The organism is Streptosporangium sp. NPDC006930, assembly GCF_040635605.1.
In the GTDB taxonomy this organism is placed as follows: Bacteria; Actinomycetota; Actinomycetes; order Streptosporangiales; family Streptosporangiaceae; genus Streptosporangium.
The window spans coordinates 1-23,146 of the sequence record NZ_JBEYID010000037.1; the positions used below are offsets into that span (position 1 = coordinate 1).

Genomic DNA, 23,146 nt, shown 5'->3' on the forward strand with positions numbered 1-23,146 from the left:
CTGTGTTCTTCTCCCTCAGCGCTGCGCGGTTGTGGGCCTTCGCGGTCTGCACCCGCCGCCCCCCCCCGCCCACCCCCCCCCCCCCCCCCGCGGGGCCCCCCCCCCCCCCCCCCCCCACCTCTCCTCCTGTTCGGCGCCCTTTCCGCGAGTCTTTCGAAACCCTCCGATGGCCATCCCTACGGGGAGGTCTCGCGGTCGCGCGAGCGGCTCCCTCGTTTCACCGGCCAGGAGACCGTGAGAAGGTGCGCCCCTTCCAGTCCGCACCGGTCACACAAAATGACCACTGGACAACAGTCAGTTTTCCTACATGATTAGTTGGGTATCGATTCCGGCTACGAGTTCAGGAGTCACCGTGGCACTCATCCAGCCCGATCCCACCTTCTACCCGTCGGCCCGTGAGGCCATGACGGCCCCGAAGGAGGAGCTCGCCTACGTCGCACTGCTCGCCGCGACCGGCGACGGCCGGCCCGACGGGCTCGCCACGATCGACCTGTCGACCGGGGCGATCGCCGACGTGCACGACATGTCCGTCCCCGGCGACGAGCTCCACCACTTCGGCTGGAACGTGTGCAGCGCGGCCCTGTGCCCGTACGCGCCACACCCGCACGTGGAGCGCCGCTACCTGGTCCTTCCCGGTCTGAGGTCCAGCAGAATCTACATTTTCGACGTCAAGGACGACCCCCGGCGCCCCAAGCTCGTCAAGACGATCGAACCGGAGACGATCTTCGAGAAGACCGGCTACAGCCGCCCGCACACCGTCCACTGCGGCACCGACGCCATCTACGTCAGCGCGCTCGGCGACGTGGACGGCGACGCGCCCGGCGGGATCTTCACGCTCGACCACGACACCTTCGATCCGAAGGGCCGCTGGGAGGCCGACCGGGGGACGCAGCGGCTGCACTACGACTTCTGGTGGCACCTCGGGCACGACACGATGATCTCCAGCGAGTGGGGAACACCCAACCAGATCGAGCCGGGACCCTCGCTGGAGCTTCTGGTCGGCCGACAGTACGGTCACAGGCTGCACGTCTGGGACCTGGCCAAGCGCAGGCACCTTCAGGAGATCGACCTGGGCGACCAGCACCAGATGGCCCTGGAGCTCCGGCCCGCCCACGACCCGACCAAGACCTACGGCTTCGTCAACACCGTGATCAACGTCGAGGATCTGTCGGCCAACATCTTCACGTGGTACCTGGAGGGCGGCGTCTGGAAGGCGCGCAAGACGATCACGATCCCGGCCGAGCCCGCCGACCCCGACCTGCTGCCCGAGCCGCTCAAGCAGTTCGGCGCCGTGCCACCGCTGGTCAGCGACATCTCGCTCACCCTCGACGACCGGATCCTGCTCGTCTCCGCCTGGGGCACCGGCGAGCTCAAGGCGTACGACGTCTCCGACCCGTTCGCGCCACGCGAGACCGGCTCGGTCCGGATCGGCGGGATCGCCAGGCGCGACGGTCACCCGGCGGCTCAGGGCCGGGCGCTGAACGGAGGGCCGCAGATGGTCGAGGCGAGCAGGGACGGACGGCGGGTCTATTTCACCAACTCGCTCTACCGCTCCTGGGACGACGTCTTCTACCCCGACGGCATCTCCGGCTGGATGGCGAAGGTGGACATCGCCGACGACGGTTCGATCGCCCTCGATCCGGATTTCTTCGTCGACTTCTCCTCCGACGGCCGCCGCGCGCACCAGATCCGTCTGCAGGGCGGCGACTCCTCCTCCGACTCCTACTGCTTCCCGTGATCCCGGCCACCTTCCCACCGGACGTCGACACCTTCCCACTCTCCGCGAGGCGCACCCGATGGATCTGACGTCCCTGATCATCCTGGCCGGGCTCGGTGCCTTCCACGGCCTGAACCCGGCCATGGGCTGGCTTTTCGCGGTCGCGCTCGGACTGCAGGAGCGCTCTCGCGAAGGAGTGCTGCGCGCGCTGCCGCCCATCGTGCTCGGCCACGCGGGCTCGGTGCTGATCACGCTCGTCCTGGTGTCGGCGGCCCGGCTGGCCGCCCCGCCGAAAGCGGTCTCGTACGGCGTGGCGGCCGTGGTGTGCGGGTTCGGCCTCTGGCGGCTGCTGAGACGGCGCCATCCCCGCTGGGTCGGCATGAAGGTGACGAAGTGGCAGCTGGCCGGGTGGTCGTTCCTGATGGCCACCGCTCACGGGGCCGGGCTGATGGTGCTCCCCGTCACCCTGCACAGCGGACATGGCGGGCACGGGGGCCACGAAGGGCACGACGCCGCCGCGCTGGCCTCGCAGAGCCTGCTGACGACCGGGGTGCATACGGTGTCCATGCTGGTGACGACGACCGTTCTGGCCCTCGTCGTCTACGAGCGGCTGGGCGTGGCGGTGCTCCGCAAGGCGTGGTTCAACCTCGACCTCGCCTGGGCCGTCGCCCTCATCGGGGCCGGCGCCTTCGCCGCGATCACCTGATGCCGCCCGGCAGGCGAGCCGAACCCCACGCGAACCGGGTGAACCGCCCGGCGGCGGCGTACGTTTCAGGATCATGCGCCGACTGTTACCCGCCCTGCTGGCCGTCGCCGCCCTCTCGGCGTGTGCCATGACCGAGTCCAGTGTGATCACCGCGAAAGGGGTGGAACGGGAGACCCCGAAGGATCCTCCGATCGAGGAGACCGTACGCGGTCTGACCTCCTTCGGGCATGCCCTGTTCGTCGCGACCGCGAAACCCGGGGCCAACACCGTTCTGTCGCCTCTGAGCATCGGTTACGCCTTCGGCCTGGCGAGGGCGGGAGCCGCGGGAGACACCGCCACCGAACTCGACGCGGTCTTCGGCTTCCCCTCCGGCGGGCCGCACACCTCGCTCAACGCGCTCACCAGGCAGATCGTCACGACCGACGCTCCGCCTCCCCTCCCAGAACCGGACGCGGAGCGGGACGCCCAGGCGGGTGCGTCCGAACCACCGGTCGTGGGCATCGCCAACGACCTGTTCACCCAGAAGGGGTTGAACGTCAAGCCCGAGTTCCTGCGTACGCTCGCGGCGCAGTACGGCACGGGCGTGCGCCAGGTGGACTTCACCGGCGACGCCACGGAGGTCATCAACGCCTGGGCCGAGGAGCGGACCGCGGGGCGGATCAGAAAGGTGTTCGACGACCTGCCCGCGCAGACCAGGCTGGTCATCGCCAACGCCGTTTACCTGCGGGCCGACTGGACGGCACCGTTCACCGACGCGCCGGAAGAGGGCGCCACCTTCACCCGTGCGGACGGTACGACGACACGCACGACCCTGATGCGCAAAGACGGCTTCCTCCCGTACGCGGCGGGATCCGGCTGGCAGGCTGTGGAGCTGCGCTACGCCGGAGACGAGCTGGCCATGTGGGTCCTCCTGCCGCGAGCGGGCGGTTCCCCCGGCGACCTGCTCTCCCCCGTTGTGATGGCGGAGGTGGCGCGTGGGCTTGAGGAGCGGCCGGTGCGGCTCGCCATGCCCCGGTGGGACTTCTCCACGAGCCTGGATCTGGCGGAACCGCTCGCGAGGCTGGGGCTGCGGGGGACCGACTACTCGGGGATCACCGACGGGGCCCTCCTCGACCAGGTGATCCACCGCGCCAACATCACCGTGGACGAGTGGGGTACCGAGGCCGCCGCCGTCACCGGCCTCGCCTTCCTCCTGTCGGCCCCGGCCCCGCCAGAGGCGGAGATCCGCGCCGACCACCCGTTCGCCTTCGTGATCGTTCACCGGCCGACGCTGACCCCGCTGTTTGTCGGCCAGGTCGGCGACCCGGCCGCGTAAAGACGCCCGAGCGTGTGAAAGCGACCTGACTGTGTGAAAGTGAGCCGACCGTGTGAAAGCGAGTCGGCCCGCCCGGCGGAAGGCCCGCGAAGACCCCGCTGTCCGGCGGGAGGTGACCGCGCGAGAGCGCGATCCTTCGCGGACTCAGCGGGAGAAGGGGAGCAGGCCCTTGTCCACCACGGTCCGGCCGAAAACGCGGGCCAGCTCCGCCAGGCGGGCCAGTTCGTCGTCGGAGAGCGCGGCGTACGCGGGCAGCGCCAGCTCGTCGGTGCGGTCCTCGATCCGCTGCCTGAGCGCCGCGCCTTCCTCGGTGAGCTCGTCGCCGGCGAGCAGGCCGCGCCCGCGCAGCCCTTCCTCGGCCGAGGCCCACTCCTCCTCGGACCAGTCGCGGCTGAGCTTGAGGAACACCGTGGGGACGTGCCCGGCCGCGGCGTGCAGGACCAGCGCGTCCAGCGGGCCGACGCCCTCGGCCAGCAGGGTCGCGACGTGCCCGTCACCCCGGAACTCACGAAGCAGCGTCTGGGCGTGCCAGAGCCGCTGAAGCGGCTCGGAGGGCCAGGGCAACGCGGCGTGCGCGGCGAACAGTGGGCGCCCCTGGGGATGCTCGCACGCCCTCTCCGCGGCGCGGACGGCGAGTTCCGTCGTCTCGGCGAGGGTGTCGATCTCGTGGATCCCGGCCCGGCGCAGTGCCGCTCCCGCGGCTTCGAGACGGGCCGCGAGCAGCTTCTCCGGGGTCGTGACCTGCCACGCGGCGGGAAGTGCGCGCCGCACCAGGGCGGGGTGGAAGTTGTAGAAGGTCGCGATGACCAGCTCGGCGGAGGCGGTGCCGAAGGCCGCGGCACGGGAGGCGAAGTAGCCTGCGCGGTCATCGAGGCCGAGCGCGGCGTAGCGCTCGGTGGCCTCGGGCACGAAATAGATCATCCCGTGGACGGGCTCCAGGCGGCGCCAGGCTTGACGGGCGAGCCGGACGTCGGTCATCACGCCTCCAGTTCAGTGGAACGGTCGGGGTCCTCGGTCTCGTGCCGGGCGGAGTCGGCCCCCCTGCATACCGACCGGCCGGTCTCCAGGAACCTATTCCTACCCGCCAGTAGCCGTCAACGGCGGCGCACCACGAAGACGCCCCAGCCGAGGTATCGCCTGCCGTACTCGACGTGCGAGCGACGGGAGCGCTCCAGGAAGTCGCGCACCTCCTCGGCCTCCGGGTCGTCGGGGTTGCCGCGCAGCCAGTCGCTCAGCGTCCACCACTGGCTCGCCATGTAGCGGTCCCAGCTGTCGGGGTCGGCGAGGACCATCTCCAGCACCTCGACCCCCGCCGCCTCGAACCGGTCGAACGTCCCGGCCAGCGAGGTGAAGTCGTCCGGGCCGAAGCCGAACGACTCGTACGCCCCGGCGGGCGGCTCGGAGGTCCAGTACGGCTCGCCGACGAGGAGGATCCCGTCGTCCTTCAGTGCGGGGAGCATCAGCTTGACCGTTCCCTCCAGCCCGCCGCCGATCCAGGTCGCCCCCAGACAGGACACGACGTCAAACGCGCCCGCCTCCGCCCGGTAGGCCCCCGCGTCGCCCTTCTCCAGGCGGACGCGATCGGCCACCCCGAGTTCCTCGACCCTGGCGCGCGCCGCGTCGAGGAAGACGTCGCTGATGTCGACGCCGACCCCCTCGATCCCGTGCGCGAGGGACCACCGGCAGAGCATCTCCCCCTTGCCACAGCACAGATCGAGCAGGCGCATTCCCGGCCGGAGCCTGGCGACCTCGCCGAGCAGCGCGAGCTTGTCGTCGGTGAACGGGTTGAGGATGCGATGACCGCCCTCGGCGATCTCGTGAAAACGCAGCGACATGGTCGCCATACTCACCCGGTGCCGAACCGCCGGACAACCGGTTATCTCCGGGCGCGACCCCGACGAAGGGGCAGGAGGGGTTGCGGCTGACACGGTGTCAGCCCCTATACCTGGAAGCACCATGTTCAGTATCGGAGAGTTCTCCCAGCTCGGCCAGGTGTCGGTGCGCATGCTGCGCCACTACGACGCGATCGGCCTGCTCAGGCCCGCCCATGTCGACCCGGACAGCGGCCACCGCTTCTACCGGGCCGACCAGCTGTCACGGCTCAACCGCGTCATCGCCCTGAAGGATCTCGGCCTCACCCTGCGCCAGATCTGTTCGATCCTGGACGAGCGGGTCGACGCCGCGGAACTGTACGGGATGTTGCGGCTGCGCCGCGCCGAGTTGGAGGAGCGGATCGCGGCGGACACGGCCCGGCTCCTCCGGGTGGAGATACGGCTCACGACGATCACCAAGGAAGGTCACATGCACCCCGAAGAGGTCCTTCTCAAGCCGATCCCCTCGACACGCGTGGCGGAACTCACCGCCGTCGCGGCCAGCTACGAAGGCGAGGACATAAGCCCCGTCATCCAGCCCCTCTTCGCCGAGCTGTGCCGGCGCGTCGACGCGGCCAGTGTGAAGGTCACCGGGTACGGCATCGCCCGCTACGAACCAGAGGCCGACGGCCGGGTGATCGTGCACGCCGGGCTGGAGGTCGCCGCGGAGACGAGCGACGACAACGACTTCGCGGTCGTGGACCTGCCGGAGATCGAGCAGGCGGCCACGATCATCCACCGCGGCTCGATGGAGAAGGTGGGCCCGACGTTCCAGACGCTGGCCCACTGGATCGACGAGCACGGTTACCGGGGTGTCGGGCTGGCCAGGGAGGTCTCCATCGACTGTCCCGAGGGCGACTACGACAACTGGGTGACCGAACTGCAGATGACGGTCACCCGGGCGTGACGTCGTCCGCGGGCGGCGGTCACCCGCGGTCCGGCATCGCGAACGACGGGCCGCCGAGGCGATCTCCACCCGTGGACGACGTCACGCGTCCGAGGTGACCAGGTCACCGAGGCGGCGGGCGTTCCGCTGGAGCTTGCGCCTGAGCATGCGTCCGAGAATGGGAGCGCGCAGGCGCAGCAGACCCGGGGGCCTCACCCGGAACCAGATGGTCAGCAGGCATCGGTCGTCATCCAGGGGCACGACCGATCTGCCGCCCACGACCTCGATCCCCGACGTTCCCCGCCAGAGGAACTCCCTTCCCGGCACCACCGAGGTCACCACACCGCTGATGTAGTAGACGCGTCCGGCGAAACGGAACATCTCCTCGGTGGTGGTGCCCGGGACGACGATTCCCGGCGGGTCGGGCGCCATCGTGGTCACGCCCGCACGCCAGCGGGGGTCCTGGCCGAAGTCGGCGACGATCCGCCATATGTCGGCCGCGGGGTGGTCCATCTCGATCGAGACCCTCACCTCGATCACAGCTCGTACACGGTCCCTGTCGGCCGCTCGGGCTCGGTCCGCGGGCGGGCCTGGGCAACGTCGGCGGCGGCGTCGTCGCGTGAGGCTGGAGCGGAAAGGACCGGCACGGGGTCCCTACGGGGGCCCGACGGGGCGTCGTGTTCGACGCCGGGGGCGACGTTCTCCGTCCAGTGTTCCCCGGTCATCGCCCCGCTCTTTCCCGTTAAGCGAAATCAGTCGATGAACCATATCGAATATGTATTTGTCATGAATGCTAACTAAAAGGGGGTTTCGGGGGGGCGTCCCGACGCCCCCCGAATGTCGCGTAGGCCGACGCCGGTGCACGACGCCCCACGATCACCACCGATCAGAGCCGACGGCTCACGATCGTCACCGGCCTGGCCGGGCGATCCACGATCACGGCTGGTCGGAGCCGGTGGACTCGGGGACACGGACGGTGATGCCGCCGGGCACGACCTTGGCCTTGAGCTCGGTGACGCTGCCCTTCGCGCCGCCGTCCAGCTCGTAGGTCATGGGAGTGGCGAACGTGGCGGTCATCTTGCGCGCCCGGGTCATCCTGACGAACGGCGACTCGTCGGACCGCCCCACGCTCATCCGGCCGAGCACGCGGGCCCACTGGATCGGCCCCTCCGCGGTGGTCACGCCGATCTCCAGCCATCCGTCGTCGGGACGCGCGTCGTCGAACGCCTCGACACCGCCGGTGATGGTGCCGACGTTGCCCAGCAGCAGGCAGCTCGCCTCACCCTCGAACCACGTCACGCCGTCGATCTTGACCTTCATCCGCACGAGCTCTCCCCGGACGTGGCGCAGTCCCGTCCAGACGTACGCCACCCGCCCCAGACGGTCCTTCAGCCCCCGGTCGGCGTCCTCGATCATCGCCGCGTCGAAGCCGACCCCGGCCATCACGGCGAAGTGCTCCCCGTTGACCTTTCCGAGGTCCAGCTTCCTGCTCTCGCCGTGAAAGGCGATGTCCACGGCCTTGGGCAGGTCCTCGGGGATGCCCAGGTTCTGCGCGAAGAGGTTCGCCGTCCCCGCGGGGAGGATGCCGACCGTGACACCGGAACCCGCGAGCGCGTCCACGCAGCGCTGCACCATGCCGTCGCCACCCCACACCAGGACCAGGTCGGCCCCTTCCTTCAGCGCCTTCTTCGCCTTCTTCGGCGCCTTCTTGCTCTTGGGCACCTCGTACCAGAGCAGTTCACCGACACCCTCGTCGGCGAGCAGCCTGCGCAGCTCGTCAAGCCCTCCGCCGAACGTCTTCTTCTGGTGGGCGATCACCGCGACCGTGCCGACCTTCTGCTTCCGGGGCAGCATCTGACCTCCTGTAACGCCACGTCGGATCCCCCAACGGCTGCCCTCACCCCGAACCGGCAAACGTCAGCCGAGGCGGTCGGCCCGGCCGAGCAGATAGCGCCGTTCGATCTGGTTGCCGGTCAGAGAAGCGGCCTCACGGTACAGCCTCGCCGCGTCGCCCACGTTGCCGGTCATCTGCAGCAGGTGGGCGCGCACGGCGCGTTCGCGTTGCCTGATCAGCGGGTCACGGTCGAGCCGGAAGCGGCGGTTGAGGTCGTCGAGCAGGGCCAGTCCTCGGGGCGGTCCGTACGCTTTGGCCACGGCCACCACCCGGCTCAGCCGTACCGGTGGGGTGGGGGTGAGCCGTTCGAGCCACAGGTAGAGCGCCGCGATCTGCGGCCAGTCGGTCTGCTGCGGCGAGGTGGCCGCGGCGTGCACGGCCGCGATCGCCGCCTGCAGCTGGTAGGGACCGACCTCGCGGCGGCTCCAGACGCCGTCGATCAGCTCGGTGCCTTCACGGATGAGGTCGCGGTCCCATCGCGACCGGTCCTGCTCGTCCAGGGTCACCAGCTCGTCGTGGCCGCCGGTACGGGCGGGACGGCGGGCCTCGGTGAGCAGCATCAGCGCGAGCAGGCCGGTGATCTCGGCGTCGGCGGGCACGGAGGCGTGGAGCGCGCGGGTCAGCCGGATGGCCTCGCCGGTCAGGTCGACGCGGGCGAGCCGGTCACCGGTGGAGGCGGTGTAACCCTCGTTGAAGATCAGGTAGAGCACCCGCATCGCGGCGGCCATCCGGCTGTCGCGGTCGGTGTCGGCCGGCGGGGTGAAACGGGCGCCGGCGCGGGCCAGTTGCTGCTTGGCGCGACTGATCCGGGTGCCCATGGTGTTCTCCGGAGTTCCATGGGCGTGCGCGATCTCGGCGGTCGTGAGGCCCCCCACGGCCCGCAGCGTAAGCGCCACCTGGGAGGTGGCGCTCAGTGCGGGGTGGCAGCACAGCAGCAGCAGGGCGAGGCTGTCGTCGGTCTCCCGCGCGGGGCCCGGCCGACGGCCCGGTTCCCGCATGGCCAGTTCGGCGACGCCGGCGTCCTGCTCGCGCCGGCGTCGGGCCTGGTCGGCGCGGAGCAGGTCGACCATTCGCCGGTAGCCGATGCGGATCAGCCAGCTGCGCGGATTGTCCGGCACGCCGTCGGCCGGCCAGGTGCGGCTCGCGGCGAGCAGTGCCTCCTGCACCGCGTCCTCGGCGACGTCGAAGCGGCCGAAGCGCCGTACCAACGCGCCGAGCACCTGTGGCGCCTCGGTGCGCAGCAGGTGCTCGATGCCGGCGTTCATACCGGCGTGCGCCTTCCCCGCCATCCTGCCGACCGCCGGTTCGGCATGGTCGGTCACGCTGTGAAGTCCTCGCCCATGATCGGCCTGATCTCGATCGGCTCACCCAGCACCTCGACGATCCGCGAGCCGATCTCCACCGCTCGTTCCTGACCGGATACATCTATGACGGCGAAGCTGGCCAGCACCTCCTTCAGCTCGGCGAACGGTCCATCGGTCGCCACCACGCCGCCGGCGGTCTTGCGGACCGTGGTGCTGACCGCGGGATGACCGAGGCCCTCGCTGCCGACGAACTCGCCGGTGGCGATCAGTTCCTGCTCGAACTTCTGGTAGGCGGCGAACGCCGCCATCGCCTCCGCCGACGGGGTGTCGGCGGTCGCGGCGTCCCAGGCTGCGGCCGGGGTGTAGCTGAGCAGCAGGTACTTCATGGTGCGTCCTCTTTCCGAACGTTCGGGAAAGCGTATGCGAGGTCAGGTGGGGCGGCGCAGGGACAGGGCCAGGACGGTCGTCCAGGTGAAGGCGACCAAGCCGTTGACGGCGATCTGAATGCTCATGTGATCGGGCGACATGGGCAGTAGCAGGACGATCGCGGCGGTGCCGTTGCCGATGGCCGCCGGTACGGCCCGGCGGCGGGCGCACCGGACGGCCAGCACGACGGCGGCGATGGCCAGCGCGGTGAAGGAGACGGCGGCCGCGACCGAGTGCGTGATGCCGTGCCAGGACATCTGCGCCACCGGCCCGTCGGAGGTTCCGGCGGGGAAGCCGTTCTCCGGGTCCATGGTGAACACGCCCGCAGCGATCATCCCTGCCCCGAAGACCCCGATGAGGATGGGCAGCGCCCGCCTGCCGATCCCCTCGGTGAGGGTACGGCCGACACCGCCGGCCAAGGCCAGGCCGCCCAGACCGGCGAGTACGAACGTGGCGATCTGGATCCAGCCGAGATCACCGGTGGAGAGCTGACTGATCGGATGGCGGGTGATGTCGAAGCCCTCGCGGGTGAGCATCTGGACGGCCGCCGAGGTGAAGAACACCGGCCCTGCCAGGGCTCCGGCGAGCAACAGGTGGCCGACCGAGCGGCGGACGGCAGGACTGCCGGTGGCGGCCGGGGTGTGAGGCGCGGTGGTGGCCATGACTTCCTCCTTGGTGGGTTCCTTCCGCTACCTCGGGGCCGGACCCGGGCTCTCGACACGATCGCGATGTGATCTGAAACACATCCGACTCGCGTCGAATCTCCCAAGCGCGCTCCGAGGTACCGGCAAGCAGTCACCAAGGCCACAAGGAGAATGAGATGTCCGAGACGACCCAGACCTACCGGCCGAGCGTCGACGTGCGGGCCCTGGATCGCCTGGTCGGCACCTGGGCGGTCACCGGCGGCGCCGAGGGAACCGTGCGGTACGAGTGGATGCCCGGCGGCTTCTTCCTGCTCCAGCATGTCGACCTCACCCAGTTCGGCCAGTCCGTCACCGGCCTGGAAGTGATCGGCAACCTGCGCCCGTTCGGCGAACCGGCCGCCACGGACGTGGTGTCGCGCTTCTACGACTCGACCGGCAACACCCTCGACTACGTGTACGAGCTGACAGGCGACAAGCTGACCATCTGGGGCGGCGCGAAGGGCGGCCCCGCCTACTACGAAGGCACGTTCAGCGCCGACGGCACCACCGTCACCGGTGCCTGGGTCTACCCCGGCGGAGGCGGGTACGCCTCCGCCATGACCCGGATCTGACGTCGGCACCTTGCCGGCCCGGCAGGCCGAGGCCTTCCGGGAACGCCTCTCCAAGGCGGCGCGCGCACCAGGGCCCCTGGCGGTGTCGACCAGATGCCCGGCCGGAACTCATGGTGAGCCGGCACGGGCAGGTCGTACACCACCGCTCCTGCGGCATGGATGACCGTGACAACGTGGTCATCCGGATTTACTCGATGACCGAACCCGTCACCTTGGTCGCCGCGACCCGCTCCCGCGTGACGCGCGGGCGCCGACCCGGCAGCCCGAACGTCGGGTTGGCGACACTCCAGGCGGCACCCCTGCAGACCAACTCCTTGTAGACGGCCGCGAGCCCTCCGGTCAGGACCGTCCGCAGGGCGCGGTCGTCGGCTGTGACGTACTGGATCAAGCCCTCCTTCCGGCCCAGTGAGACACACTGGTTGACGTAGCGGATCGGCGTGTTCGGGAGTCTCCCGCCGGTCAGGCGTGCCGCGATCGCCCCGGCGGCCTGCCACGCGGTCGGAATTCCCGAGGCGCACGACATCCGCAGCGGCTTGTCCCCCGGGCCCGTCACCATCGCCGCGTCGCCGACGGCGTACACCTCCGGATGCGAGACCGAGCACATGGTCTCGTCGACCACGATCCGGCCGGTGCCGGTGACCTCCAGGTCGGTCGCCCCCGCGATCGGGTGGACGGCGAAGCCGGTGGTCCACACGGTGACCGCGGCCGGGATGCCCCCGCCGCCGTCGGTGGTGACGCGCTCGGCCTCGACCTCGGTGACGGCGGTGTGCTCGTGCACGGTGATCTTGAGCTTGTCGAGGACCTTCCGCAGGTGCTCGCGGCCCCTGGGCGAGAAGCGGTCACCGAGGTCGCCGCGGACGGCGAGCGCGACGTCGAGGTCCGGGCGCGCCTCGGCGATCTCGGTCGCGGCCTCCAGGCCGGTGAGACCGCCACCGACGACGACCACGGTCTGTCCGGCGCCCAGGCGGGCGAGGCGCTCGCGCAGCCGGAGTGCTCCGGGACGGCCGGCGATCTCGTAGGCGTGCTCGGTGCTCCCGGGGACGCCCTGGGAGTTCCAGCCACTGCCCAGGGCGTAGACGAGCGTGTCGTAGGCGAGTTCTTCCGCGCCGTTCGCGTCGACGACGGCGACGGTCCTGCCGTCGACGTCGACGCCGGTGACCTCCGCGACCCGCAACTCGACGCCGGTGCCCGCGAACATCTCGCTGAGCGGCCGGGGCTTGAGGTCCTGGCCGACCGCCAGCTGGTGCATCCGGACGCGTTCCACGAAGTCGGGCTCGGCGTTGACAAGGGTGATGGCGACGTCCTCGCGGCGCAGCCGCCTGGCGAGGCGACCGGCGGCGATGGCTCCGGCATATCCGGCTCCAAGAACGATGATGCGGTGCTGCATTCCCCTGCTCCCATCTCGTGCGGATTTGCCCCTTGAACCGGGCGGCCCGCCGTTTCCTGACAGGAACGCGATGTGAAGCACCTCACACAGCGATCGAGAAGTGATCAGGAGGCGCCGAACAGGGGCTCCCCGTGGTCGGTGGCCGCCCAGCGCGCGGTCGCGCGGTCGAGCTTGTCGGGATTGACCTGGTGACGGAACGCGGCGATGCCCTCGGCGGTGACCTCCAGGCACATGACACCGACGACCCTGCCGTCCATGACGGCCACGACGGCGGGGTCACCGTTGGCGGTCCAGGCGTACACCTCGGGCACGCCGCCCACCACGGCGCGTACGCCCTTGCCGAACGCGAACAGGCCCCGCAGGAACTTCGCGACCGCGACGGAGCCCTCGAACGCCGTGGCGCGGGCCGGGACCTTCCCTCCACCGTCCCCGATCGAGACGGCGTCCTCGGTGAGCAGGCGCACGAGCAATTCGACCTGACCGCCGGCCGCGGCCGCCAGGAACTCCTCGACGATCCGCCGGGTCGCGGCCTCGTCGACCTCGGTTCGGGCCCTGCCGTCCGCGACGCGCTTCCTGGCCCGGTGGAAGATCTGCTGGCTGGCGCCCTCGGTGATGTCGAGGATCTCGGCGATCTCCCGGTGCGAGTAGCCGAAGGCCTCCCGCAGCACGTACACCGCCCGCTCGTTGGGATGGAGGCGCTCCATGAGAGTGAGGACCGCGTACGAGACCGATTCGCGCTGCTCGGCGGTCTCGGCCGGGCCGAGCATCGGGTCTCCGGCGAGCAGCGGCTCGGGAAGCCACTGGCCCACGTAGGTCTCGCGGCGCGCCCGCGCGGAGGTGAGCTGGTTGAGGCACAGGTTGGTGAGGACCTTCGTCAGCCAGGCCTCGGGGACCTCGATGCGGCCGACGTCGGCGGCCTGCCAGCGCAGGAACGTCTCCTGCACGGCGTCCTCGGCCTCCCCGCTGGAGCCGAGGAGGCGGTAGGCGATGGCCTCCAGGCGCGGCCTGGAGGCCTCGAACCGGCCGACGTCGTTCGCGGTCAACGGCATGGCCCGATCCTAGGTCGCGCGGCGCGAATCGGCTGCCACGGTTCAATCAGGGTTCCGGGAACGGAGGGTGATCGCTTCACGGGGACAGCAGTCCGCCACCTCCCCGGCCAGCGAGATGTCGTCCGGGTCGGTGGAGATGAGCAGGTCCACATCCCGCGCGAGATCCTCCCTCCCCTCCATGGTGAACCCGAGACGCGTCGCGATCACGGAAGGCGGAATCGGCACCGCGAACTCCGCCACCAGATCCCGCTCCTGCCCCGGTTCCCAATCTTTTATGGTCAGGTCGATAACGCGCCGGATATCCTCCCGCCATTTTTCGACGGCGCGCGGGGTGAACGCGCTCATGGCGCACCGCCGGACCCGGGTGTGCTGCGGCGGATCGAGCCCCGGAATGGGCTGCGCCAGTATGCTCTCTCCGCCGATGGACAACCCCGCCGCGTGGAATTCGGCGCTCCCGCGCCACTCGGCGGTGCTGAACCGCGTGTCGGCGAGGATGACCTGAGCATCGTCGTATCTGGTCACCACCCACATGGGGACGTCGCCGAGCGGAAAACATATCGATGAACAGGCGAGTTGACCCGCAACCAGTCAAGCGCCGTATAGGGATCACGAAAATAATCGGAGCCGAAAAGCTCGAACGGGGCGACCGTGTCAGCCATACGAGGATTCCTCCCGCTGCCTTTATCGCCCGCATCGCATGTCGCATATCCACCGCAGGAAATAGGAGGCCCGCAACGGAGCCACCACACAAAAGGCGAACGTCGGCCACCGGAAGAGACCTGTCAGCAAAGGCGCAGCTACTCGGCCCCAAGGCACTCGCCCCGGACTCCGAGCGGGAGGGCCCGGGGGTCGTCCTGTCGGGTAAACGAGAACGGGACCTGCGGGAAGCCGCCTCTGAAGACGGACCCGCAAGTCCCGGTCACACGTGGAGCTATGGGGATTCGAACCCCAGACCTCCTCCATGCCATGGAGGCGCGCTACCAGCTGCGCCATAGCCCCTTGCGATGCAGATGAAATCCTAGCCGATTCGGGACAGTCCTCGCGCCCTCATTCCGGCCGCGAGCGCGACGGCCGCGGAGCCCGCGGCGCTCGCGGTGATGATGCCGAAGGAGATCACGTACGCGTCACGGGAGGGGACGGAGGTTCCCGCGATGGTGATCGAGGTGAGGAGCGCGGAGGTCGCGGCGCCGGAGAGGCTGCCGCCGATGGAGCGGACCAGGGAGTTGATGCCGCTCGCGATGCCGCTCTGGTCCCTGGACACGTGCTGCACGGCGAGGGCCCCCAGCGCGGCGTAGCCGATGCCGAATCCCAGGCCCTGTACGGCGTTGGAGCCGACCAGATGGAGCACCGAGTCGTTGAAGAAGGTGAACCAGCCGAATCCGGTGGCGCACAGACCCGCGCCGAGGGCGAGGGAGTAGGCGGCACCGAGCCGGGCGGAGAGACGGCCCGCCGTGAAGGAGGCGAGCAGCATCGTCACGGTGCTGGGCAGGGCGTAGACGCCGACGTCGAGGACCGACCCGCCGAAGCCGTACCCGGTGGACGAGGGCGTCTGGATGAAGCCTGAGACCAGGGTGAAGGAGCCGAACATGGCGAAACCCAGGAGCATCGACGCCACGTTGGCCGGCAGGGACTGACGCCCGACGAGCAGGTGGAGCCGTACCATCGGCGCCCGGAGCCGCAGCTGACTGAAGACCCAGACGGCACAGAATCCGCCCGCGCCCGCGAACAGCCACAGGACGACTCCCGAGCTCCAGCCCCAGTCGTTGCCCTTGGAGATCGCCAGCAGCAGGCAGACGAGCCAGGCCGACAGCAGTGCCGCGCCGATGAGGTCGGGACGGCCCCCGGCGCCGGCTCCGTCTCCGGGAGCGCTCAGCACGATGAGAACGATCGCGAGCGCGCTGAGCCCCGCCGTGATCCAGAAGACCGGGTGGTGGTCGGGAGTGCGGTCGGCGATCAGTCCGGTGACGATCATACCGAGGCTGCCGCCGACCCCCATGGTGGCGCTCACCACCCCGATCGCCGTCATGACCCTGCCGGGCGGGAAGGTGTCCCTGATCATGCCGATGGCCAGCGGGATCAGTGCCGCCGAGGCGCCCTGCAGAGCCCGCCCGGCGATCAGCACGGGGAGGGAACCGGACAGGGCGCAGACCAGCGAGCCCAGTACGAGCAGGCCGACGGTGAACAGGATCATCCGCTTCTTGCCGTACATGTCCCCGAGGCGCGAAAGCAGCGGCGTGGCCACCGCCGCGGCGAGCAGCGAGGCGGTGAAGACCCAGGTGACCTCGGCCACCGACGCACCGAAGGTGACCATGAGCCTGGGCAGCAGCGGGATGACCACGGTCTGCTGCACGGACACGACCATCCCGGCGGTGGAGAGCGCCACCAGGGTCAGCCAGAGCTGCCTGCCCTGCCGTGTGGTGCCAGGTTCGGCGAGGGTCGTTCCCGTCACTGCCCGCTCCTCCGCTGTCGACTGCCGCCTTCGCATGGTAAAGGGCGACGGTAAACAACTGTTTACCGGGTGGCGGTCGGCCGAACCCCCTCGGCCTTTCCGCCAGAACGGGCGACGCGCGTCAAGTCCGTGATCGGCGTCACCTCGTCATGCCGGTGTCATGCCCCGGTGTCATGCCGGTGCGGCTCGCGCCGCCCCCGAAGGGACGCGAGCCACACCGACGCGGTCGATCAGCGCGCGGGGGACCGCTCGTCCTCCAGATATACCGGACGACCGGCGTGCCAGCCGGTCACGAACTGGACGGCGACCACCGCGAACAGCAGCAGGAACGGCAGCGTCCAGCCGCCGGTCGACTCGTGCATGACGCCGACGACCAGGGGCCCGGCACCCGCGATGAGGTATCCGACACTCTGCCCGAAGGCCGACAGCGCGGCCGTCGCCTCGGGAGTGCGGGTGCGCATGGCGAGCATCGTGAGCGCGAGGGGGAACGACCCCATGCCGACGCCCACCAGGCTCGCGAAGACCCAGGCCAGGCCGGAGGGACCGAGCCAGAGTCCGAGGAATCCGACGGTGTAGAAGACGACGAAGGCGGCCACCACGGGCCTCTGGTCGGAGAACCTCGACGCGATCGAGGGCACCAGGAGCGAGACCGGGATGCCGATCGCGGTGAAGACGCCCAGCACCAGGCCCGCCTGCGCGGTGGTGTAGCCGCCGTCGGTCAGGATCTTCGGCAGGAAGCCGAACATGATGTAGGCGACCATGCTCTGGGTGCCGAAATAGGCGGCGACCGCCCAGGCCAGCCTGCTACGGAGCAGGGCACGGGCATCTGTGCCCTCGCTGCCCCCGCTCGCGCCGCGCCGCTCCGGCTCACTGCGCGAGAGCGCAAGCCACGGAATGGCGGCGACGGCCGCGAGCGCCCCCCACACCCCCAGGGCAACGTGCCAGTTGCCGTCGGTGGCCCGCTGGATGGGCACGGTCGCGGCGGCCGCGAGCATCGTGCCCACCGCGAGGGCGGTGGTGTAGACGGTGGTCATGGTCCCGGCCCGGCCGGGGAAGTGACGCTTGATCAGGCTGGGGATGAGCACGTTGCCCACCGCGCCGCCCGACAGCGCCAGGGCACTGCTGTAGAGGAACACCTCGGCCGAGCCCACCATCGAGCGGATGAGCAGGCCCGCACCGAGGACGATGAGGGCGAGGAGCAGAAGGCGGTGCTCTCCGACCCTCACGGCGAGGGCGGGCGTCACCGCGCCGACCGAGGCGAAGATGAGCACCGGGAGCGTGGTGAGCAGCCCGGCTCCGACCGCGGTCATGCCGAGGCCGGAGGTTATCTGGTCGAGGACCGGTCCGACGCTCGTGACGGCGGTACGCAGGTTCAGTGCCGCGAGGACGATTCCCAGTACGAGCAACCAGGCGAGAGAGCCCGTGGTTCCACCGGTGCGGCCCCTGGTCTGATGGGTGAGCACGCTCATGCTGGTTTCAGTCCTCCTCAGTGGTTTCATCCAATCGTAGGATGATTGGCTGACCCCGACTGTAACAGGAGTGAAACTTCAGTTTGTTCCTGACCTGGCGTGTCGAATCCGAACGGGCGCGAATCACTGACAACGTGAAAGCCGGGCCACGCTCCTCTTTACAGAACGTGGCCCGGCTTTCTCACGCACCGGTACGACTCCCCGGCCTCCGGATGCCCGGAATCCCGGACGGTTCGGGCGACGGACGCCTGGGCGGCGTCACCGAGCGCGACTTGGGATCGGACGCGCGGCCCGGGACCGACCGCACCGGACGCGCGCCTCGGACGAGAGTCCCCCAGGTCCGGGCGGCGGTTTCCGGGCACGCGGCCCCGGCCGACGAGCGTCAGATACGCGGCCCCGGGGTGAGCGGCGGCTCCTCACCAGGCCTGCGCCCCGCCGGGGGCAGCGGCTCACCACCGGGCGGAGGAAGATCCGGGTCCGCCGGGTAGGGCTGGCCCACCGTACGCGGAGGCACCGGCTCGTCGAATCCGTGACCGCCTCCCGTACCGGTGCCGCGGTGCTCCCCCAGGCCCCGGTCGCCCAGAGGTCGGTCGGTGACCCCACCGGTGCCGGCGACATCGCCGCCGCGCTCGTGCGGGCCGGGAACGTCGCCGCGCCACGCGCCGGTCTCGTCGCCGCGCGACTCGACAAAGGTCTTGAAACGCTCCAGGTCGCCGCGAACGCGCAGCCGGACGAGCTGCAGCCAGTCACCGACGGTCTCGACGAACCCCTCGGGGTCGTACTCCATCTGCAACGTGACCCGGGTGCTGTCGGGGCCGAGATGGTGGAAGGTCACCACACCCGCCTGGTGCGGCTTCTCCAGTGACTTCCAGGCCACCCGCTCGTCGGGGTGCTGCTCGGTGATCTCCGCCTCGAACTCCCGGCGGACCCCCGCGATCTCGACGACCCACGCCGTACGCGTGTCGCTCAACTGCTTGATCGACTCGACGCCTTCCATGAACTCGGGAAAGCTCTCGAACTGGGTCCACTGGTTGTACGCGGTCCGGATCGGGACGTTGACGTCCACTGACTGTTCAATCGAGCTCATGACCGTGCCTCCCTTGTGGTTTGGTCGGTTCGGGAAGCAGACCTGCCCGGTGAGGCACGGGCCTAACTAGCGGCGCCGCAAAAGCCAGTAAAGGCCCAGGATCGGAAGCACAAACGGGATGAAAAGATATCCACTCCCGTAACCCGACCAGACCGTGGCACGCGGGAAAGCCTCGGGGTCGACCATGCTGAGCGTTCCCACGATGAGCACCCCGGCCAGCTCGACGCCGCAGGCGACGAGCGCCAGGGTCCTGTTCCCCCTGGCCAGCGCCACGGTGAGCAGGATGTAGACGGCCGCGGCGAACGCCGACAGCGCGTAGGCCACCGGTGCCTCCTGGAACCGGGTGGCGATCTGCACGGCGGCACGCGCCCCCGCGGCGAGGGCGAAGACTCCGTAGACCGCCACCAGCGCGCGTCCCGGCCCGCTGCCGATCGCCGGTTCGCTCACGGCAGCCCCTGCCAGATCTGGAGCATCCGCCCGACCATGCCGGGGATCGCGAAACCCGCCACCGCGATCACCGCGGGCCCCCAGCGCGACCGCTCACCGATCCCCCAGAACGCCGCCACCGGCGGGATCACCAGGCTGCCCGCCAGATAGCCGATGAGTGTGGCCGTCTCCGCGGGCCCCTCACCTCTCACCAGCGCGGCGATCACGAACCCGGCCTGGACGAGCAGGCCGATCTCCAGCACTCCGAGCGCGACGAGGAGCGGTCTGCTCATCGCCCTGTTCCTCGCCGTGCTCACGAGCGCGAAGATCCCGACCAACAGCGACAGCAGGATGAGGCCGGTCGCGAGCGGGCCGATCATCGAGACCTCAGGGGATCGAAAAGCATGGGCAGCAGGGTACTGCCCGGACCCCTCGCCCTCCGCTCCGCGCCACGTACTCTGGGTCCGTGGAGAGGATCCTGGTCAGCGCCTGCCTGATGGGACGGAAGGTCCGCTACGACGGGGCCGCCAAGACGAGCGGCGACGCCCTGCTGGCCGCGTGGCGGCAACAGGGGCGGCTTATCCCGTTCTGTCCCGAGGTCGAGGGCGGTCTGCCCGTGCCGCGCCCGGCCGCGGAGATCGAGGGCGGCGCCGGAGGTGAGGCGGTGCTGTCCGGGGCGGCCCGGGTGCTGACCGCCGAGGGCGCCGACGTCACGGAGGCCTTTCTCTCCGGCGCGCGGGCGGCGCTCGCCGCCGCGCGGACCCACGGTGTGAGGGTGGCGATTCTGAAGGAGGGCAGTCCCTCCTGTGGCAGCCTGGTCATCTACGACGGCGCCTTCGGGGGCGGGCGCGTGCCCGGCCACGGGGTGACCACCGCCCTGCTCGAACGGCACGGCATCGCGGTCTTCTGCGAGGAGCGCGTCGCCGAGGCCGCCGCGCGACTGCGCGAACTCGGCGACCGGCACCCAGGCCCCACCTGAAGACCGGCCCCGCGGCTCCCCACTCGCCCCGGTGTCCATCAGGGCCGGCCTAGTACTCCCACAGGTCGGTGCGGCCCTCCGCTCCGATGCAGAAGACCGCGGAACCGTGCTCTCCCTGGACGAGGTCGACCCTGATCCAGCCGGTGGCCGAGGCGACCTTGGCCTCGTAGCCCGCGTTGGGCGCGGCGGCGATCAGACGGCACACGCCGTTCTCGATGGCGAACGAGACCGAACCACCCTTGACGTTCACCACGCGCAGGTTCTCGGTGGAGATCGATCGCGTCCTGGTGGCCGTCGCCCTGGGCGTGGTGGGCGACGAGGTGGCCGCCTGGGTCCTGCTCGATTTGGAAGGCGCGGACGACGGCCCGGAACGGGAGGAATCACCCTCCCGCGTGCGTGCCGGCGCCGCGGCGGTCCTCGACGGGGAGGGGGCGGAACTCGGCCTGGCGGTGCCGCGTGCGGGTGCGGTGGAGCGGGGCGCCGGGGTCCGGTCCGGCGCGGAGGAGGCCGCGGTCGGCGTGCCGAGCACCTGCGGTCCCGTGGGCGCTCCCCGAGGGAGTCGCGAGTCTCCCGTACGCCCGATGGCGGCGTTGATGGGTTCGATGCTCGCGTCCTCGAAGACCTCGCTGCGGAGCACGTCGCGGACGCCGAACCAGGCAACTGAGATCGCCAGGACGGTGGCCCCGCACCACACCGCTATGAACCCCAGCGTCTGCCGCATATCGTGAATTATTACGTCATATGTCCCACTGTTCACTACCGTTACATGACATGGCGACGGTGCTAGTGGTCGAAGACGATGAATACGTACGATCCGCGATCATCCAGGAACTCAGCAGGCGCCAGCACGCCGTACGCAGCGCGGGGCGTGCGCTCGACGCTCTGCGAGAGATCACCCAGAACCCCCCGGACGCGGTGGTTCTCGACCTCGGGCTGCCCGACCTGGACGGGGCAGAGGCGCTCAAGATGGTCCGCAGCGTCTCCAGCGTCCCGGTCATCGTGGCCACGGCCAGGGACAACGAGGCGGAGATCGTCCGTCTCCTCCAGGCGGGGGCCGACGACTACCTGGTCAAACCGTTCTCCGGCGACCACCTGAACGCCCGCCTGGACGCCGTGCTGCGCCGGGCGCGGAGCGCGACCCCACCCCCGGTCCTGTGCGTCGGCGCTCTGTCGGTGGACCTCAACCGGCGCGAGGCCCACCTGGACGGCGCCCCGCTCACCCTCACCAGGCGCGAGTTCGACCTCCTCGCCTATCTCGCCACCCGCGCCGACCGGGTGGTCTCCCGCAAGGAACTGCTCACCGAGGTCTGGCAACAGTCCTACGGGGACGACCAGACGATCGACGTCCACCTGTCATGGCTGCGGCGCAAGCTCGGCGAGAGCGCGTCCTCCCCCCGCTACCTGCACACCGTACGCGGCGTGGGGGTCATGCTGATCACACCGCCGTGAGGCGGACCCTCGCCTTGCTCACCGTCGCGGGAACCTCGATGGTCGCCCTCGCCTTCCTGATCCCGCTCGGGCTCATCGTCAGGGAGATCGCCCACGGCCGGGCCATGGCCGAGGCGGAGCGGCAGGCGTCGGCGCTGGTCCCCGTGCTGGCCATCACCGTCGATCCCGACCGGCTGACCCACGCGCTGCTCAGCACCGGCGCGCGGGACCGGATCGCGGTCCACCTGCCCGGCGGCGGCTCGGCCGGTACCGTGAGGGCCCCCGCGGAGACCGTGGCCGCGGCCTCTCGCCTGACCCGGGCCATCACCGCCGAAATGGACACCGGCTACCTCCTGCTGCGCCCCGTCGCCCTGGACGGCGACAGGACCGTGGTCATCGAGATCTTCATCCCGCCGGCCGACCTCACCCGAGGTGTCGCCTCGTCGTGGGCGGTGCTGAGCGGGGTGGCCGCGGTGCTCGTCGCCGGATCGCTCCTGGTCGGCGACCGGCTGGGCGTGCGCGTGGTGCGCTCGGCCCGGCGGCTGGGACGGGCGGCGAGTGCCCTGGGCGCCGGGGACCTCAGCGTCCGCATCGAGCCCGAGGGCCCGCCCGAGCTCGTCGCGGCCGGCGAGGCGTTCAACAGCATGGCCGACCGCGTGACCCAGCTGCTGGCCGCGGAAAGGGAGATGGCCGCAGACCTGTCGCACCGCCTGCGCACCCCCCTCACCGCGCTCCGGCTCAGCCTGGACCACCTGGGACCCGAGGCCGAGCAGAGCAGGAGCGCGCTGAGCCGCCTGGAGACCGAGGTGGATCAGATCATCGCGGCGGCGAGGCAGCCCTCCCGCGCACCGGAGCTCGTCCACTGTGACGCCGCCGAGGTGCTGCGCGAACGGCTCGCCTTCTGGTCGGCACTCGCCGAGGACCAGAGGCGCCCCTGGGAGCTGATCGGCGCCTCGGAGAGCGCACGGGTGCCGGTCGCGGCAGGAGAGCTCAGCGCCGTGGTGGACGCCCTGCTCGGCAACGTCTTCCGGCACACCCCCCAGGGCACGGCGTTCACGGTGACCCTGCACCAGGGCTCGGGCACCGTCGGCGTGCTGATCGCCGACGCCGGTCCCGGCATCGGCGACCCCGAGGCGGCGCTGCGGCGCGGGACCAGCGGGGCGGGGTCCACCGGGCTCGGCCTGGACATCGCCCGCAGGCTCGCCGAGTCCTCCGGCGGCACCCTGCGGATCGACGCCTCCTCACTCGGCGGCGCCAGAGTCCAGCTCTGGTTCCGCACCGACCCGCACGACCGTCCCCCGCGTACCGCCCGACGTCTGGTCGGCGGCCGCTGGTCCCGCAGGAACGCGAGGCGCTGAGCGGCGCGGCCGGGAACGTGTCGTGGACCGTGCGGAGAGTGCGCCGCGGCCGGTACGGGGCCGGCTCACGAAGCGCTTCTCCGGATGTCGGCCAGAGCACGCGTAGGCGAACGGCCGAACCTCGACCGGATCACACGGAG

The 23,146-nt window shown here is 70.4% G+C and carries 26 protein-coding genes and 1 tRNA gene; 9 read left to right on the forward strand and 18 right to left on the reverse strand.

Features of this window, described 5'->3' with window-relative positions; genetic code table 11:
- Positions 1-352: 352 nt before the first annotated feature.
- The 3 genes from ABZ664_RS37510 to ABZ664_RS37520 all read left to right on the forward strand — a co-directional run bounded on the left by ABZ664_RS37510 (position 353) and on the right by ABZ664_RS37520 (position 3,738).
- Positions 353-1,738 (forward strand): selenium-binding protein SBP56-related protein, encoded by a 1,386-nt coding sequence (locus ABZ664_RS37510; protein WP_362521653.1) that lies wholly within the window; start codon positions 353-355, stop codon positions 1,736-1,738.
- Between the two features lie 58 nt (positions 1,739-1,796).
- The gene (locus ABZ664_RS37515; RefSeq protein WP_362521655.1) at positions 1,797-2,423 is read left to right on the forward strand and encodes a hypothetical protein; all 627 of its coding nucleotides are present in this window, start codon (positions 1,797-1,799) and stop codon (positions 2,421-2,423) included.
- A gap of 73 nt (positions 2,424-2,496) precedes the next feature.
- Positions 2,497-3,738, forward strand: coding sequence for a serpin family protein (locus tag ABZ664_RS37520; protein WP_362521657.1), 1,242 nt, complete (start codon positions 2,497-2,499; stop codon positions 3,736-3,738).
- Positions 3,739-3,882: 144 nt separating this feature from the next.
- On the opposite strand, the gene ABZ664_RS37525 is transcribed toward ABZ664_RS37520, so the two are convergent.
- Together ABZ664_RS37525 and ABZ664_RS37530 are read right to left on the reverse strand one after the other, a co-directional pair.
- The gene (locus ABZ664_RS37525; RefSeq protein ID WP_362521659.1) at positions 3,883-4,716 is read right to left on the reverse strand and encodes a hypothetical protein; all 834 of its coding nucleotides are present in this window, start codon (positions 4,714-4,716) and stop codon (positions 3,883-3,885) included.
- 116 nt (positions 4,717-4,832) lie between these two features.
- Positions 4,833-5,573 carry a methyltransferase domain-containing protein gene (locus ABZ664_RS37530; protein WP_362521661.1) on the reverse strand — a complete coding sequence of 247 codons (741 nt, stop codon included), beginning with the start codon at positions 5,571-5,573 and terminating at the stop codon, positions 4,833-4,835.
- 121 nt (positions 5,574-5,694) lie between these two features.
- On the opposite strand from ABZ664_RS37530, the gene ABZ664_RS37535 reads away from it, so the two are divergent.
- A complete protein-coding gene (locus ABZ664_RS37535; RefSeq protein WP_362521663.1) occupies positions 5,695-6,516 on the forward strand; it encodes a MerR family transcriptional regulator in 822 nt (273 codons plus the stop codon).
- A gap of 81 nt (positions 6,517-6,597) precedes the next feature.
- On the opposite strand, the gene ABZ664_RS37540 is transcribed toward ABZ664_RS37535, so the two are convergent.
- The 6 genes from ABZ664_RS37540 to ABZ664_RS37565 all read right to left on the reverse strand — a co-directional run bounded on the left by ABZ664_RS37540 (position 6,598) and on the right by ABZ664_RS37565 (position 10,781).
- The gene (locus ABZ664_RS37540; protein ID WP_362521664.1) at positions 6,598-7,035 is read right to left on the reverse strand and encodes an SRPBCC family protein; all 438 of its coding nucleotides are present in this window, start codon (positions 7,033-7,035) and stop codon (positions 6,598-6,600) included.
- Positions 7,032-7,220, reverse strand: coding sequence for a hypothetical protein (locus ABZ664_RS37545; protein WP_362521666.1), 189 nt, complete (start codon positions 7,218-7,220; stop codon positions 7,032-7,034). The genes ABZ664_RS37540 and ABZ664_RS37545 overlap by 4 nt, the downstream gene beginning before the upstream one ends.
- A gap of 211 nt (positions 7,221-7,431) precedes the next feature.
- Positions 7,432-8,349: a diacylglycerol kinase family protein gene (locus ABZ664_RS37550; protein ID WP_362521668.1), complete on the reverse strand. Its 918-nt coding sequence runs from the start codon at positions 8,347-8,349 to the stop codon at positions 7,432-7,434.
- A 63-nt stretch (positions 8,350-8,412) separates the two neighbouring features.
- Positions 8,413-9,711, reverse strand: coding sequence for a DUF6596 domain-containing protein (locus tag ABZ664_RS37555; RefSeq protein WP_362521669.1), 1,299 nt, complete (start codon positions 9,709-9,711; stop codon positions 8,413-8,415).
- Entirely contained in the window at positions 9,708-10,079 is a 372-nt protein-coding gene (locus ABZ664_RS37560; protein WP_362521671.1) for a YciI family protein, read from the reverse strand. Before ABZ664_RS37560 ends, ABZ664_RS37555 begins: the two co-directional genes overlap by 4 nt.
- A 42-nt stretch (positions 10,080-10,121) precedes the next feature.
- The gene (locus tag ABZ664_RS37565) at positions 10,122-10,781 is read right to left on the reverse strand and encodes a DUF998 domain-containing protein (RefSeq protein WP_362521673.1); all 660 of its coding nucleotides are present in this window, start codon (positions 10,779-10,781) and stop codon (positions 10,122-10,124) included.
- Between the two features lie 158 nt (positions 10,782-10,939).
- Between ABZ664_RS37565 and ABZ664_RS37570 the strand changes: the two genes are divergently transcribed.
- A complete protein-coding gene (locus tag ABZ664_RS37570) occupies positions 10,940-11,374 on the forward strand; it encodes a hypothetical protein (protein WP_362521675.1) in 435 nt (144 codons plus the stop codon).
- Between the two features lie 187 nt (positions 11,375-11,561).
- Here the strand turns inward: ABZ664_RS37570 and ABZ664_RS37575 are convergent, their stop codons facing one another.
- From ABZ664_RS37575 to ABZ664_RS37615, 9 genes are all read right to left on the reverse strand, one after another.
- Positions 11,562-12,761 (reverse strand): FAD-dependent oxidoreductase, encoded by a 1,200-nt coding sequence (locus ABZ664_RS37575; protein WP_362521677.1) that lies wholly within the window; start codon positions 12,759-12,761, stop codon positions 11,562-11,564.
- A 104-nt stretch (positions 12,762-12,865) separates the two neighbouring features.
- Positions 12,866-13,810 carry an RNA polymerase sigma factor SigJ gene (gene sigJ / locus ABZ664_RS37580; protein WP_362521679.1) on the reverse strand — a complete coding sequence of 315 codons (945 nt, stop codon included), beginning with the start codon at positions 13,808-13,810 and terminating at the stop codon, positions 12,866-12,868.
- A 42-nt stretch (positions 13,811-13,852) separates the two neighbouring features.
- Positions 13,853-14,332, reverse strand: a complete 480-nt coding sequence (locus ABZ664_RS37585; RefSeq protein ID WP_362521680.1) for a hypothetical protein — start codon at positions 14,330-14,332, stop codon at positions 13,853-13,855.
- A 404-nt stretch (positions 14,333-14,736) separates the two neighbouring features.
- Positions 14,737-14,809, reverse strand: a tRNA-Ala gene (locus ABZ664_RS37590).
- Positions 14,810-14,828: 19 nt separating this feature from the next.
- Positions 14,829-16,259: an MFS transporter gene (locus ABZ664_RS37595; protein ID WP_362521682.1), complete on the reverse strand. Its 1,431-nt coding sequence runs from the start codon at positions 16,257-16,259 to the stop codon at positions 14,829-14,831.
- Positions 16,260-16,489: 230 nt separating this feature from the next.
- Positions 16,490-17,728 carry an MFS transporter gene (locus ABZ664_RS37600; protein WP_362521684.1) on the reverse strand — a complete coding sequence of 413 codons (1,239 nt, stop codon included), beginning with the start codon at positions 17,726-17,728 and terminating at the stop codon, positions 16,490-16,492.
- A gap of 382 nt (positions 17,729-18,110) precedes the next feature.
- On the reverse strand, positions 18,111-18,815 hold the full coding sequence (locus ABZ664_RS37605) for an SRPBCC family protein (protein ID WP_362521686.1): 705 nt from the start codon (positions 18,813-18,815) through the stop codon (positions 18,111-18,113).
- 66 nt (positions 18,816-18,881) lie between these two features.
- The gene (locus ABZ664_RS37610; protein ID WP_362521687.1) at positions 18,882-19,262 is read right to left on the reverse strand and encodes a hypothetical protein; all 381 of its coding nucleotides are present in this window, start codon (positions 19,260-19,262) and stop codon (positions 18,882-18,884) included.
- Positions 19,259-19,621 (reverse strand): hypothetical protein, encoded by a 363-nt coding sequence (locus ABZ664_RS37615; RefSeq protein WP_362521689.1) that lies wholly within the window; start codon positions 19,619-19,621, stop codon positions 19,259-19,261. The genes ABZ664_RS37610 and ABZ664_RS37615 overlap by 4 nt, the downstream gene beginning before the upstream one ends.
- Positions 19,622-19,707: 86 nt before the next feature.
- On the opposite strand from ABZ664_RS37615, the gene ABZ664_RS37620 reads away from it, so the two are divergent.
- Positions 19,708-20,220, forward strand: a complete 513-nt coding sequence (locus ABZ664_RS37620; RefSeq protein ID WP_362521691.1) for a DUF523 domain-containing protein — start codon at positions 19,708-19,710, stop codon at positions 20,218-20,220.
- Between the two features lie 49 nt (positions 20,221-20,269).
- Here the strand turns inward: ABZ664_RS37620 and ABZ664_RS37625 are convergent, their stop codons facing one another.
- Entirely contained in the window at positions 20,270-20,470 is a 201-nt protein-coding gene (locus tag ABZ664_RS37625) for a hypothetical protein (RefSeq protein ID WP_350945828.1), read from the reverse strand.
- Between ABZ664_RS37625 and ABZ664_RS37630 the strand changes: the two genes are divergently transcribed.
- From ABZ664_RS37630 to ABZ664_RS37640, 3 genes are read left to right on the forward strand one after another with little or no spacing between them, the layout of a single operon-like run.
- Positions 20,460-20,948: a hypothetical protein gene (locus tag ABZ664_RS37630; protein ID WP_362521693.1), complete on the forward strand. Its 489-nt coding sequence runs from the start codon at positions 20,460-20,462 to the stop codon at positions 20,946-20,948. The two genes, ABZ664_RS37625 and ABZ664_RS37630, sit on opposite strands and share 11 nt — an antisense overlap.
- A gap of 43 nt (positions 20,949-20,991) precedes the next feature.
- Positions 20,992-21,669 carry a response regulator transcription factor gene (locus ABZ664_RS37635; protein ID WP_350945826.1) on the forward strand — a complete coding sequence of 226 codons (678 nt, stop codon included), beginning with the start codon at positions 20,992-20,994 and terminating at the stop codon, positions 21,667-21,669.
- Positions 21,666-23,006, forward strand: coding sequence for an ATP-binding protein (locus tag ABZ664_RS37640; protein WP_362521695.1), 1,341 nt, complete (start codon positions 21,666-21,668; stop codon positions 23,004-23,006). The genes ABZ664_RS37635 and ABZ664_RS37640 overlap by 4 nt, the downstream gene beginning before the upstream one ends.
- Positions 23,007-23,146 lie beyond the last annotated feature (140 nt).